At 71.5% G+C, this 12,786-nt stretch carries 16 protein-coding genes; 4 read left to right on the top strand and 12 right to left on the bottom strand.

What is annotated here, in order from left to right:
• Positions 1-46 precede the first annotated feature (46 nt).
• From ACIBVP_RS23260 to rimP, 9 genes are all read right to left on the bottom strand, one after another.
• The gene (locus ACIBVP_RS23260) at positions 47-448 is read right to left on the bottom strand and encodes a MerR family transcriptional regulator (protein ID WP_396108344.1); all 402 of its coding nucleotides are present in this window, start codon (positions 446-448) and stop codon (positions 47-49) included.
• Positions 445-759: a hypothetical protein gene (locus tag ACIBVP_RS23255; protein WP_396108343.1), complete on the bottom strand. Its 315-nt coding sequence runs from the start codon at positions 757-759 to the stop codon at positions 445-447. The genes ACIBVP_RS23260 and ACIBVP_RS23255 overlap by 4 nt, the downstream gene beginning before the upstream one ends.
• A 43-nt stretch (positions 760-802) precedes the next feature.
• The gene (locus ACIBVP_RS23250) at positions 803-1,333 is read right to left on the bottom strand and encodes a TetR/AcrR family transcriptional regulator (RefSeq protein WP_396108342.1); all 531 of its coding nucleotides are present in this window, start codon (positions 1,331-1,333) and stop codon (positions 803-805) included.
• Between the two features lie 25 nt (positions 1,334-1,358).
• The gene (rbfA, locus tag ACIBVP_RS23245) at positions 1,359-1,808 is read right to left on the bottom strand and encodes a 30S ribosome-binding factor RbfA (RefSeq protein ID WP_396108340.1); all 450 of its coding nucleotides are present in this window, start codon (positions 1,806-1,808) and stop codon (positions 1,359-1,361) included.
• A gap of 22 nt (positions 1,809-1,830) precedes the next feature.
• Positions 1,831-2,124, bottom strand: a complete 294-nt coding sequence (locus tag ACIBVP_RS23240; protein ID WP_396108339.1) for a DUF503 domain-containing protein — start codon at positions 2,122-2,124, stop codon at positions 1,831-1,833.
• Between the two features lie 67 nt (positions 2,125-2,191).
• A complete protein-coding gene (gene infB, locus ACIBVP_RS23235) occupies positions 2,192-5,131 on the bottom strand; it encodes a translation initiation factor IF-2 (protein ID WP_396108338.1) in 2,940 nt (979 codons plus the stop codon).
• A gap of 91 nt (positions 5,132-5,222) precedes the next feature.
• On the bottom strand, positions 5,223-5,474 hold the full coding sequence (locus tag ACIBVP_RS23230; protein WP_396108578.1) for a DUF448 domain-containing protein: 252 nt from the start codon (positions 5,472-5,474) through the stop codon (positions 5,223-5,225).
• 136 nt (positions 5,475-5,610) lie between these two features.
• The gene (gene nusA / locus ACIBVP_RS23225; RefSeq protein WP_396108337.1) at positions 5,611-6,654 is read right to left on the bottom strand and encodes a transcription termination factor NusA; all 1,044 of its coding nucleotides are present in this window, start codon (positions 6,652-6,654) and stop codon (positions 5,611-5,613) included.
• Positions 6,651-7,184 carry a ribosome maturation factor RimP gene (gene rimP / locus ACIBVP_RS23220; RefSeq protein ID WP_396108336.1) on the bottom strand — a complete coding sequence of 178 codons (534 nt, stop codon included), beginning with the start codon at positions 7,182-7,184 and terminating at the stop codon, positions 6,651-6,653. Before rimP ends, nusA begins: the two co-directional genes overlap by 4 nt.
• A 137-nt stretch (positions 7,185-7,321) precedes the next feature.
• Between rimP and ACIBVP_RS23215 the strand changes: the two genes are divergently transcribed.
• Both ACIBVP_RS23215 and ACIBVP_RS23210 read left to right on the top strand, forming a co-directional pair.
• Positions 7,322-7,777, top strand: coding sequence for a hypothetical protein (locus tag ACIBVP_RS23215; protein ID WP_396108577.1), 456 nt, complete (start codon positions 7,322-7,324; stop codon positions 7,775-7,777).
• Positions 7,774-8,253 (top strand): ferritin-like domain-containing protein, encoded by a 480-nt coding sequence (locus ACIBVP_RS23210; protein WP_396108335.1) that lies wholly within the window; start codon positions 7,774-7,776, stop codon positions 8,251-8,253. Before ACIBVP_RS23215 ends, ACIBVP_RS23210 begins: the two co-directional genes overlap by 4 nt.
• Before the next feature lie 3 nt (positions 8,254-8,256).
• Here the strand turns inward: ACIBVP_RS23210 and ACIBVP_RS23205 are convergent, their stop codons facing one another.
• Together ACIBVP_RS23205 and ACIBVP_RS23200 are read right to left on the bottom strand one after the other, a co-directional pair.
• Entirely contained in the window at positions 8,257-9,006 is a 750-nt protein-coding gene (locus tag ACIBVP_RS23205) for a hypothetical protein (RefSeq protein WP_396108334.1), read from the bottom strand.
• A gap of 61 nt (positions 9,007-9,067) precedes the next feature.
• Entirely contained in the window at positions 9,068-10,093 is a 1,026-nt protein-coding gene (locus ACIBVP_RS23200; protein ID WP_396108333.1) for an aminotransferase class V-fold PLP-dependent enzyme, read from the bottom strand.
• A 765-nt stretch (positions 10,094-10,858) separates the two neighbouring features.
• On the opposite strand from ACIBVP_RS23200, the gene ACIBVP_RS23195 reads away from it, so the two are divergent.
• Positions 10,859-11,242, top strand: coding sequence for a RidA family protein (locus tag ACIBVP_RS23195; protein WP_396108332.1), 384 nt, complete (start codon positions 10,859-10,861; stop codon positions 11,240-11,242).
• A 12-nt stretch (positions 11,243-11,254) separates the two neighbouring features.
• Positions 11,255-11,662, top strand: coding sequence for a secondary thiamine-phosphate synthase enzyme YjbQ (locus tag ACIBVP_RS23190; protein WP_396108331.1), 408 nt, complete (start codon positions 11,255-11,257; stop codon positions 11,660-11,662).
• On the opposite strand, the gene ACIBVP_RS23185 is transcribed toward ACIBVP_RS23190, so the two are convergent.
• Positions 11,646-12,680: an ABC transporter permease gene (locus ACIBVP_RS23185; RefSeq protein ID WP_396108330.1), complete on the bottom strand. Its 1,035-nt coding sequence runs from the start codon at positions 12,678-12,680 to the stop codon at positions 11,646-11,648. The two genes, ACIBVP_RS23190 and ACIBVP_RS23185, sit on opposite strands and share 17 nt — an antisense overlap.
• Positions 12,681-12,786: the final 106 nt, after the last annotated feature.

Below are 12,786 nucleotides of genomic sequence, written 5' to 3'. Positions count from 1 at the left end.
GGAGAACGGCCGGCTCGCGGCCGCATCGTTGCTCACGACGTCGCGTTCAGTGACGGGATCGAGCCCCGTCGCCGAACGGCACCGGGCACTCCGGCTGTTCCGCGCACGCGACGAGGTCGTCGCACCCCGCCTCGAGCGCGGCCCGCAGGGTGTCGCGGACGACGGTCAGGTCGGCGATCCGCGCCTCCACCTCGGTGAGCTTCGACGTCGCACGCTCCGCCAGACCCGCCTGGACGCCCAGCAGCTCCGCCACCTCGTCGAGCGTGAAACCCAGCCGCTGCGCGGCTTTGATCACGCGCAGCACGGTCACCGCCGCCGGTTGGTACACCCGGTGCCCACCCAGCGTTCGCGCCGGTGCGGCCAGCAGCCCGCGGCGTTCGTAGTACCGGAGGGTCTGCGGGTTCACGCCGGCCGCGCGCGCGACCTCCCCGCTGCGCAACCCGGTCATGACGGCACCCGCGCCGCGAGCGCGTCCAGCACCTCGGTGTGCTGCTCCCCCACCGACACCACGAGGGTGAACTCGCCCGCCGCCACGATCAGGGTGAACGTGAAGAACGAACAGCACCGCGTTTCCCTGGCCGCGAGGCTTGCCGCGGTGCCCGCCAGTTCCTCGGACGCGGGGAACGCGATCCGCAGCTCACCGGGCGATGGCCGCGTCACCCCCGCAGCGGACGCGAACAGCGCCGTGAACTCGGCCTCCCGCAACGGCTGCTCCGCCGTCGGCAACGTGCACGCGGACGGCGCCCATGCCAACTCCATGACCTCACGGTAAGCCTGTACCCGGGTACCGGGTGCAAGCCTTTCAGTCGAGGAAGAGCGTTTTCGCCACGCCGCGGGCCGCGGCCGTCAGGTCGTCGCCGAGGCTCGCGGGTAGCGCGCCGGTCAGCCAGAGCGTCGCGAAGCCGTGCATCAGGGACCAGGCCGCGACCTCCGCGTAGTCGCTCGGCTTGTCGCGGGCGCCGCGGGCCAGGATCGCGCCCGCCCGGGACCGCGCGGCCGACAGTGCCGGATCGTCGCGGTGATGGGTGTCCGGGCGGAACATCACCTCGAAGTGCGCCGGGTGCGTCACCGCGAACCGGACGTACGCGACCCCCATCTCCACGAAGTCGTCACCCGCCGCCGCCAGCCCCTCGGCCAGGAGGTCGAAGCCCTCCTCGGCGAGCGCGGTCAGCACACCCGCCTTGTCACCGAAATGGTGCACCGGCGCCGCGTGGGACACGCCGGCCCGGCGGGCGAGGTCACGCAGGCTCACGTTGGCCGACCCGCCGGCCGTGATCGCGTCGACCGCGGCGGTCAGGACGGCGCGCCGCAGGTCCCCGTGGTGGTACGGCATGCAGGCGATCTTAACGCCGACAAGATCAGTCCTCGTCGTCGTCCTCGCGCGGCACGCGGTACGGGTCGGGGTCGCCGGCCGGTTTCGCGCCGTTGGCGAGCCGCGCCACTTCAGCGTCCGCGGCGGCCGCACGGGCCAGCAGGTCGTCGATGTGCTTGGCGTCCTCGGGCACGGTGTCGGCGACGAACGTGAGCGTCGGCGTGAACCGGACACCGGTCCCGGCGCCGACCATCGACCGCAGCACACCCTTCGCGGACTCCAGCGCGGCGGCCGCACCGGCCATGTCCGGCGCCGCGTCCAGCTTGTCGCCGAGCACGGTGTAGTACACGGTCGCGTCGTGCAGGTCTGCGGTCACCTTGGTGTCCGTGATCGTCACGCGGGCGAGCCGCGGGTCCTTCACCTCGTGCTCCAGCGCGGACGCGACGATCTGCGCGATCCGCTTGGCGAGCTTGCGGGCGCGTGGTGCGTCAGCCACGGCGGTCTCCTTCTACAGAAAGTCAGTCTTCGGGGCCCAGCCACCGGCGGCGCGCCGACAGGAGGTCCAGCTCCGGCCGTCCCGCGACCAACCGCTCGCACGCGTCCAGCACGTCGTCCACGTGCGACGCGTCGGCGGCCACCACGGCGACGCCGATCAGCGAACGCCGGTGCTTGTCCAGGTGCCCTGCCTCGGCGACGGTCACCTCGAACCGCTTGCGCAGCTCCGCGATGACCGGCCGCACGGCCGAACGCTTCTCCTTCAACGAGCGGATGTCGCCGAGCAGCACATCCAGCTCGAGAGCCCCCACATACAACGGAAATCCTCGACAGCGAGTAGATCCCGGCGCCGCCGCACAGCGGGCGGCGCCGGGATGAGCCAACTCAGTCGCGCGGCTTCTCGCGCAGCTCGTAGGTCTCGATGATGTCGTCGACCTTGAGGTCGCCGTACGAGCCGAGCGTCAGACCGCACTCGAAGCCCTCGCGGACCTCGACGGCGTCGTCCTTGAACCGCCGCAGCGAGCTGACCGGCAGCCCTTCCTGGACGACGACGCCGTCCCGGATGAGCCTGGCCTTCGCGTTGCGCCGGATCTCGCCGGACAGCACCATGCAACCCGCGATCGTGCCGACCTTCGAGGACTTGAACACCTCGCGCACCTCGGCGCGACCGAGCTCGACCTCTTCGTAGACCGGCTTGAGCATGCCCTTCAGGGCCTGCTCGATCTCGTCGATCGCCTGGTAGATGACCGAGTAGTACCGGACGTCGATGCCCTCGCGGTTGGCCTGCTCGGTGACCTTGCCCTCGGCACGGACGTTGAACCCGAGGATGATCGCGTCGGACGCGATCGCCAGGTCCACGTTGGCCTTGGTGATGCCACCGACACCGCGGTCGATGACCCGCAGCTCGACCTCGTCGCCCACGTCGATCTTCGTGAGCGCGTCCTCGAGTGCCTCGACGGTACCCGAGTTGTCGCCCTTGATGATCAGGTTGAGCTGGCTGGTCTCCTTCAGCGCGGAGTCCAGGTCCTCGAGGCTGATCCGCTTGCGGCGCTGGGCGTTGGCCGCGTTCCGCAGCCTGGCCGCCCGCCGCTCGGCGATCTGCCGTGCGGTGCGGTCCTCCTCGACCACCAGGAAGGTGTCACCGGCGCCCGGCACCGACGTGAAGCCGATGACCTGGACGGGCCGCGACGGCGTCGCCTCGGTGACGTCCTCGTTGAACTCGTCGACCATCCGCCGCACGCGGCCGTACGCGTCGCCCGCGACGATCGAGTCGCCGACCCGCAGCGTGCCGCGCTGGACCAGCACCGTGGCGACCGGGCCGCGACCGCGGTCCAGGTGCGCCTCGATGGCGACGCCCTGCGCCTCCATGTCCGGGTTGGCCCGCAGGTCGAGCGCCGCGTCCGCGGTGAGCACGACCGCCTCGAGCAGCCCGTCGATGTTGATGTTCTGGCGCGCGGAGATGTCGACGAACATGGTGTCGCCGCCGTACTCCTCGGCCACGAGCCCGTACTCGGTGAGCTGCTGGCGCACCTTCTGCGGGTTCGCGCCCTCCTTGTCGATCTTGTTCACCGCAACCACGATCGGCAGGTCAGCGGCCTGCGCGTGGTTGATGGCCTCCACCGTCTGCGGCATGACGCCGTCGTCGGCGGCGACCACGATGATCGCGATGTCCGTGGAGTTCGCACCACGGGCACGCATGGCGGTGAACGCCTCGTGACCCGGGGTGTCGATGAAGGTGATCAGGCGGTCGTTGCCGTCGACGTTGACCGCGACCTGGTAGGCGCCGATGTGCTGGGTGATGCCGCCGGCCTCGCCCTCGTGCACCGTCGTCTTCCGGATCGTGTCCAGAAGTCGCGTCTTACCGTGGTCGACGTGACCCATGACGGTCACGACCGGCGGCCGCGCCTGCAGCTCCTCCTCGCCACCGGCGTTCTCGCCGTAGGAGATGTCGAAGGAGTCGAGCAGCTCGCGGTCCTCCTCCTCCGGGGAGACGACCTGCACCTTGTAGTTCATCTCGGTGCCGAGCAGCTCGAGCACGTCGTCGGAGACCGACTGCGTCGCGGTGACCATCTCACCGAGGTGGAACAGCACCTGCACCAGCGACGCCGGGTTGGCGTTGATCTTCTCGGCGAAGTCGGTCAGCGAGGCGCCACGCGGCAGGCGGATCGACTCGCCGTTGCCCTTGGGCAGGCGAACACCGCCGACGCTGGGCGCCTGCATGTTCTCCATGTACTCCTGGCGCTTCTGCCGCTTCGACTTGCGGCCACGCCGGGACGGCCCACCGGGCCGACCGAACGCACCCGCCGCGCCACCGCGACCGCCACCGGAGCCGGGACGGCCACCGCCGCCACCGCGGAAACCACCACCGCCACCGGCCGGGGCACCGCCACCGCCGCCACCGGGACCGCCGCGGTAGCCGCCGCCACCGCCGCCACCACCGGGACGGAAGCCGCCGCCACCGCCACCGCCGCGCGGGCCGCCACCGGGACCGCCACGCGCGCCGCCACCGGGGCCACCGCGGGCGCCGCCACCGGGACCGCCACGGCCACCACCGGCCGGACGGGCAGGCCGAGGCGGCATCATGCCCGGGTTCGGCCGAGGCGGCATCGAGCCGGGCGAGGGCCGAGGACCGGACTGGGTGCCACCGCCACCGCCGCCCCCACCGGGACGCGGTCCGGACGCGGGCCGGTTCTCACCGGGTCGCGCGGCACGGTCGCCACCAGGGGCGCCCTGCCCACCCGGCCGCGGGCCGGGCGTCGGCCGTGCGGGCGGCGCACCCGCGCCGACACCGAACGGGTTGTTGCCCACCCGCGGCGCACGCGGGCCGGGCTTGGGCGACTGCGGCTTGGGCGGCACGACCTGGCCGCCCTGGTTGCCGCCGGGTTGGTTGTTCTGGGCGGCAGCGGGCTGCTGCTGCGCGGGCGCCGGCTTCGGGCCGGGCTTGGGCGCCGGGCGAGGCGCCTCGGTCGGTGCCTTCGCCGCGGCCGGCGCGGGCGCGGGCGGCTTGGGCGCAGCCGGACCGGGCTTGGCCGCCGGCTTCGGGACAACGGTCTGTGCCACCGGTTCGGTGACCTCCGGCTTGCTCGGCCTCGGCGCCGGCTTGGGCTGCGCTGGGGTTGGGGTGGATGACTTACGAGCGGGCTCGGACTTCGCCGACCCGCCTGCCTTGGGGTACGCGTCCCGCAACCTGCGGGCGACCGGGGCCTCCACGGTGGAGGACGCGGATTTCACGAACTCGCCCAGCTCCTTGAGCTTCGCGAGAACGTCCTTGCTGGTAACACCGAGCTCCTTCGCGAGCTCGTGTACTCGGGCCTTGCCTGCCACTGCTCTCCTCGTCCGAGTGAGGCCGGCGGCACTAGACCCGCGCGACCTCGTCCTATCGTCTGGCGTTCATGGCTTCAGCTTCACGGCTGACTCATGACGGGTCGACCTGCTTTCGTTCGTCCAGCCCGGTCCGGGAATGTCCCGTGCCGGTCGTGCGGTGAACCTGCGCCTCCAGCTGGCCCCGGAGGCGACCGGTGTCGAGCGGTTGGGTGACGCGCAACGCTCTCGCGAACGCACGCCGCCGCTCGGCTTTGCCCAGGCAACCGAGATCGGGATGTACCCACGCCCCGCGACCCGGAAGTGATCTTCGCAGATCGAGGGCGAGTTCCCCATCCGAAATCACGATCCGGAGCAACTCACCGGCCAACGCCCTGGTCCGGCAGCCGACGCAGGTACGCACCGGGCCAGTGGCCGGTGCGGACGCGTGCGTGGTCGCCGGTCCAGATCGATGAACCACTGATGAGTCTATCCCGTCCGTGTCAGTCAGCCGAACCCGATGCCGGTGCGACCTGCCCCACGTCCTTCGCGGGGGCCTCGTCCGGGTCAGCGGGTGCCGCGTCGCTGCGGATGTCGATGCGCCAGCCGGTCAGGCGCGCGGCCAGGCGGGCGTTCTGGCCCTCCTTGCCGATCGCCAGCGACAGCTGGAAGTCCGGCACGACGACTCGAGCGGTCTTCGCCCGTTCGTCGATCACGCGGACGGAGATCACCTTGGCCGGCGAGAGCGCGTTGCCGACGAAGGTGGCCGGGTCGTCCGAGTGGTCGATGATGTCGATCTTCTCCCCGAGCAGTTCGCTCATCACGTTGCGCACCCGCGCCCCCATCGGGCCGATGCACGCGCCCTTGGCGTTGACGCCGGGGACCGTGGACCGGACCGCGATCTTGGAGCGGTGGCCCGCCTCGCGCGCGACCGCCGGGATCTCGACGGTCCCGTCGGCGATCTCCGGCACCTCGAGCGCGAACAGCCGCCGCACCAGGTTCGGGTGCGATCGTGACAACGTGATCTGGGGTCCGCGTGTTCCCCGGCTCACCCCGAGCACGTAGCACTTGATGCGCGTGCCGTGCTCGTAGCGCTCACCGGGCACCTGCTCGACGGCGGGCAGCACGCCCTCGGTGTCGCCGACCTGGACCACGACCATGCCGCGGGAGTTGGCGCGCGCGTCGCGCTGCACGACACCGGCGACGATCTCGCCCTCCTTGGCGGAGAACTCGCCGAAGGTCTTCTCGTTCTCGGCGTCCCGCAGCCGCTGCAGGATGACCTGGCGCGCGGTGGTGGCGGCGATCCGGCCGAAGCCCTCCGGCGTGTCGTCCCACTCGTTGGCGGGCTCGCCGTCCTGCCCCACCTCGAACGCGATCACGCGGACGATGCCGGTGCGCCGGTCGATGTCGATGCGGGCGTGGGGCTGGTGGCCCTCGGTGTGCTTGTAAGCGGTGAGCAGCGCCGTCTCGATCGCCTCGATCACCGTGTCGAAGGGGATGTCCTTGTCACGCTCGATCGCACGCAGCGCCGCGATGTCGACATTCACCTCGACCCCTCCTCTTCGTGTGTCAGTTTGGCGATCTCGGCCGCGGGCGGCTCGGAGAACTCCACCTCGATGACGGCGTGCTCGACGTCTGCGTATGCCACGCGGCGTAACTGTCCGTCCACCAGCAGCTCGACCCCGTCGTCGGCGGCGTCGCCGACCCGGGCGAGGAACTTGGTGTCCGCCTGCTTCACCGCGACCTTGCGCAGGCGCGCGCGGCGCCAGTGCCTCGGCTTGGTCAGCGGGCGGTCCAGGCCGGGCGAGGTGACCTCGAGCGTGTAGGCACCGGAGAAGACGTCGTCACTCGCGTCGAGGGCGTTCGACACCGCCCGCGACACGTCGGCGATCTCGTCGAGGCCGACGCTGTTCTCGCCGTCGCCGGTGGCATCGACGACGACCTTGACCAGTTGCTTGCGGCCCGCCTGCTGGACGGCCAGTTCCTCGAGTTCGAAACCGGCGCGTGCCACGGCGTCCGCGACGACCGGCTCCAGCTTCTCGCCGGCGCCGCCTGCGCGTTGTCGCTGACCTGGCACGTGCCGCTCCCTGCTGTTGTGGACCTTCACCTTGCGTGGTTGCCAAGCGTATCTCGTCTGCCCCGACGCCCTGGCCCCGAGCAGGCCTGGTGCGTCCGACCGGGTGGCGGACCGGGCTGGCAGTATGACCGCCTGTGATGGTCACCCGTCGTGCCGCGCTGCGCCTCGGCGCACTCGCGGCCCTGGTCCCCGTGGTGGCGGCGTGCACGGAAGAGCCGCCCGCCCCGCCGCCTCCCGACCCGTTGGCCGACCTGGCGGCGAAGGCACGTGCCGACGCGGCGCTAGCCACCGCGATCGCGTCCGCGCAGCCCGCTGTCGCTGCGGCGGCGCAGGAGGTCGCGGCCGCGCGGACCGAGCACGCGAAGGTGCTGCAGGCCGAGGTGGACCGGGCCCGGCCGCCGGTCTCCTCGTCCGCGACGAAGCCGCCGGCCGCGCCCGACGTGCCGGCCGACGGGGTGGCCGCGCTGGTCGACGCGCTCACGACGGCGGAGAAGCAGGCCGCCGACCTCGTCCCGACCGTGCCGCGCCACCGCGCCGGGATGCTCGGCTCGGTGGCCGCGTGCTGCGCCTCTCTGCGGGTGGTGCTGACATGACCACACCGACGCCTGCCCCGTCGCAGGGACCGCGGTCGCTGCCCGACGACGCGGCACAGGCCACGCAGGACGCACTGGGCGCCGAACACGCCGCCCTGTGGGTGTACGGGCTGGTCAGCGCGTTCCTGCCCGCCGACTACGACAACGCGCTGCGGGAGGGGTCGAACGCCCACCGGGCCCGCCGGGACGCGACCGAGCTGCTGCTGAACGGCGCCGGGCAGAACCCGAGGTCCGCCGAGCCGGCGTACGTGCTGCCCCAGGAGGTGACGGACGAGGCTTCGGCGCTCGCCGTGCTGGTCGTGGTGGAGGCGGACGTGACGGTCGCGTGGCGCGCGGTGCTGGAGCGCACGGACGACAGGACGCTCCGCGCGGCCGGTCTCGCCGGGCTCACGGACGCCGCGGTGCGGGCCACGCGCTGGCGGGGCGCCGCCGGTCAGACACCGCGGACGCCGCCGCTGCCCGGTGCGCCCGGCTGAGTCTCAGCCGCCCGCGTCGCTCTCGACCTTCGCGGCGAGCCGCAGCGCGTCCTCGCAGGCCGGGTCGAGGATCTCGTCCTCGTCCTTCTTCTGGCCCGCCTCGTCGGCGCTCTGGTCCTTGGGGTCGAGGTCGGCCTCGACGATGACCACCTCGCGGCCGTTCTGCTTGGCCGCGTAGCCACCGCCGCCGGAGAGCCGGTCGAGCCCCTCGATCGTGACGGCGCCGTCACGCACCACGTCGCTGACGTTGCCGGACCCGTCCTCGTCGGTCAGGGCACGCAGCTGGGCGGCCTTCTCCTCGTCGGGCATGGTGACCACGGAGACGGACGCGTAGACCGTGCGCCCGTCGACCTCGGTCACGAACAGCTGCTGCGCGAGGTGGTCGCACGGGGTGGACTGGAGGTGCTTCTGGATGCGCCCGTAGGCGTGCGCGGCGCAGTCGGTGTCGGTCTGCGGCTCGGCCATGTCCGGGTGCGGTCCGAAGTCGAACGCGCCCTCGCTCCGCTGCTCGGTGCCGGGGTCCTGGTTCGCCGTGTTCTGCGGCTTCCCGTCGTTGATGATGTAGTACCAGACGACGCCGGACACGATCGCGACCGCGACGAGGCCCAGGATCCGCAGCCCCCACAGCAAGGCGGGATTCCCCGCTGGCCGGGGTTCGTCCTGCCGGAACTGGATCGGCGGTGGACGATCGGGGTTCCGCTGGGGACCGTTGGCGGGCCACTGGGGTTGCCCGGGGCGGTAGGGAGCCGACACGGGAGGCACGGTAACCGGACATACGTTTGTAAACCAGGGCGAGGTCCCGTTCGGGGTCCGGTCAGGATCTGGTAGCCAGCGCGTCCAGCACGCGGTCGACGTCGTCCTCGGTGTTGTAGAGGTGGAACGACAGCCGTGTCCTTCCCGCGCGCACACTGCTCACGACGTCCGCCGCGGACAGCCGTTCCCGCTGGTCACCGGTGAGGTCGAGGGAGATGATCGCGGATCCCGCCGGTGCCTGTCCCATCTCGGCGAGCACGGTGCCCGCGAGCTTGGTGCAGTGGCCGCGGATCACCTCCATGTCCTGCGCGGCGAGCCACTCCGTCGAGACGGCGGCGCCCAGCTGCGAGAACCAGGCGGGTGAGAGGTCCAGCCTGCGGGCATCGTCGGCGAGGCGCAGCGGCAGCCCGTAGACGCCTTCCCACGGGTCCTCCGCCGCGTACCAGTTGGCGAGGTGCGGAACGAGCGGTCGCGCGTCCGGGCGCACGGCGAGCCAGGCCGCGCCGCGGGGCGCGAACAGCCACTTGTAGCTGCCGCCGACCACGTAGTCGGCCCAGTCGAGCCGCGACGGCAGCCAGCCGACGGCCTGTGTGGCGTCCAGCAGTACGGGCGTACCGGCGGCACGGAGCGCGTCGAGGTCGGCGACCGCCCCGTCGGCCGACTGCACGACGCTCACGGCGACGAGGTCGGCGTCGGTGGCCGCGTCCGCGAGGCGGTCGTGGGGTACCTCGGTGACCGTTACCCCGCGGTGGTGTTGCGCGGCGAACGGGAACGTGACGCTGGTGAACTCGTTGCCGGCGGTCACCACCCGTGTTCCGTCCGGCACGCTCGCGGCGACCAGCCCGACCAGCTGCGAGACGCTGGCGCCGCTGGCCACGTGCTCGGGCGCCACACCGGTGAGCCTGGCCCAGGCGTTCCTGGCGGCGGCGACGTGGCGGTCGTACCGCGGCGGACGGGCGGCCCCGGTCCGCCATTCGTGGATCGCCTCGGTCATCGCGTCGGCGACCGCCGCGGACGGGATGCCGATGCTGGCCGTGTTCAGGTAACCGGTGGGCACATCGAACGCCTGATCTTCCCAAACACGCATCCCGTCTCCCAACAGGTTCCTGAAGCGACTGCACCACAGGCTCGCAGAAGGCTGCGTGTACACGCAGCCTCTTCAGCCTGCTTCGTCAACGCCTTTGGCGGACCAGCAGCACAGGCTCAGCACGAGACGGCCGCTTAGCGGTACTCTGGTACTCGCTCTGCTAGTGCTCTTGGGCTTACCAGCCCGGAGACGATGGCAATGGGCTTGCCAGCCCGCTCGGCGGAGCGTTGCACTTGGGTGTGCACACACGCGTCTGGCCGGACAGCTGTCTCGGCCCCCGAGAGACACGTGTGGTCCGGCGAGGGTGTCGATTCTGCAGAGAACCCGGACGCAATCCGGCTCGTCAACTCGGGTGGCGTGTCCGGGATAGGTGCGCCCGTGTGGGACCTCTTCAGGCAAGACCCGTGGCTGGTGCCAACCTCTCTTGGTCTGGTGCTGCTCGCGCTGGTGTGGCTCGTCTGGTTCCTCGTTCGGCATGCTGAACCCGACGACGACGTGACCATCTGGGCTCTGCCAATCCGCATCGCCATACGACGCGGGCGCAAGCAACGCGGTGCACGACGCAGACGCCGCACAGTCCGTCGGCGCTCCGGACTGTCCAGTAGTTCGGAGCAGAGAGGCGAATCCGAACAGTAGCCATGCCTGCGGCGTGCATGCCGAGCTGGCCAGAGGCGTACATGCCTCATGTCGCTAGAGCGTCAGGCACATCGAACTCAGCGCCGAAAACCTCTCGCACGATCCGAACCTAGCAGCGAAAATGCGGCCGTGATCACACCACTGGACCCGGCGGGCCTCCCCGCAGCGACCAGCACGTACACGCACGGAACCCTCGTGACCGGCGCGAGCCGCACGGTGTTCGTCAGCGGGCAGGTCCCGTGGGGCGACGAGGACGGCAAGGTCCCGGACACCTTCGTCGAGCAGTGCAGGATGACCTGGCGCAACGTGCTCACCGTGCTCGCCGAGGCGGACATGTCGGTCACCGACCTCGCCAAGGTGACCTGCTACCTCTCCGACCGCCGCCATCGCCAGGAGTTCATCGACGTCCGCGCCGAGTTCCTCGGCGACCACCGGCCCGCGCTGACGATCATCATCACCGACATCTACTCGCCGGAGTGGCTGCTCGAGATCGAGGCGATCGCGGTGGCGTGAGGTAATGGGGGCATGGAGACCACCGAGATCGAGGTGCGTACCGGCGGCCGGGAGGTCGTGCACGACCTGACCGGGGAGTGCGAACAGTTCCTGTCGTCGGTCGGCGCGGCCGCGGGGTTGCTGAACGTGTGGGTGCCGCACGCCACCGCGGGCATCGCGGTCATCGAGACCGGCGCGGGCAGCGACGACGACCTGCTCGCCGCGCTGCGCGACCTGCTGCCCGCCGACGACCGCTGGCGGCACAAGCACGGCTCGCACGGTCATGGGCGGGACCACGTGCTCCCCGCACTGATCCCGCCCTCGACCACGGTCCCGGTTGTCGATGGCCGCCTCGCGCTCGGTACGTGGCAGTCGATCTGCCTGGTCGACACGAACGTGGACAACCACACCAGGAACGTCCGGCTCAGCTACCTGAGCTGACCAGCTCCCGCGACTCGACCGGCGTCTCGACAGCCTTCCCCCGGCCCGGCCACGCCATCACGACGAGCCCGGCGACCGTCATCGACACGAGGACGATCACGCCGGTCCGCACGTCCGGCGCGTCCGGCACGCCCTGCAGGAGGCTGCGGAGGCCCTCCGTGGAGAAGCGGAACGGCGTCCACGACCACAGCAGCGTGCGGTAGGCCGGGTCGAGCATTTCCGGCACGCTGCCCGCGACGGCCGGCGCGAGCAGGTACAGCGGGCCCAGGATCGCGGCGGCGCGGAGGTGGAGCAGCCGCAGCAGCGCGCCCTGCACGGAGGCGAACGCGACGGCGGTCAGGAGCATGAAGCCGAGGACGTCGCCGCTCAGGTTCAGCGACGAGTCCCAGAGCTTCATCAGCCCGGCCACCGCGGCGGTGGCGAGCACGCTGACCGACACCACGAGCGTGAGCCGCGCGCCCGCGCCGGGACGGGTGCCGGGCCGCACCACCAGCAGGCCGAACGCCATGGCGGCGACCAGACCGCCGACCCAGAGGAGCGCACTGGCGGCCAGCGGCGCGGTCCTGCCCGCGGTGCCGGCGGCGTGGATCGTCTCGACCCGCGGCGGCGCCAGCCGCACGTTCTGCTGGGCCAGCGCCCCCGCGAGGCCCTGCGCGGCCCCGGTCAGCACCTGCTGCGCGACCTGCGTGCCCTGCGGGTTGACGGCCCCGGAGGTGACGATCTTCAGCGCGGGCCCGGCGTTCAGCTCCAGGATCCCGTAGATCTCCTTGTCCTCGAGCAGGTCACGGGCGCGTGCGGGGTCGGTGACCTGCCATTCGACGGCGTCGCCGCCGTGGCTCGCGATCCGGTCCGCGGCCTCGCCGAGCTGCGGCGGCGCGCCCTGCGGGACGGCGACCGCCAGCGGCATGTGGTCGGGCGCGACTGTCGCCTGCGCGCCGAAGGTGAGGAAACCGAGCACCGTGGCGACCACCGCCCCCACAAGGCCCAGCCCCACCGCGACTGTGGTCGGGTTGCGCATCTTCCCCTCGATTCATCGTTCGTTGAATTCAAGGGAGACCGTACGCCCGTCCCGCAACGTGGGTCAACTGATGTTGAATTTCTCTCGCTGTCGGTGGTGCATGTCA

It is taken from the genome of Actinophytocola sp. NPDC049390, assembly GCF_044466355.1.
In the GTDB taxonomy this organism is placed as follows: domain Bacteria; phylum Actinomycetota; class Actinomycetes; order Mycobacteriales; family Pseudonocardiaceae; genus Actinophytocola.
Note: the sequence above shows the minus strand (reverse complement) of the source record. Positions and strands in the feature narration are given on the sequence as shown.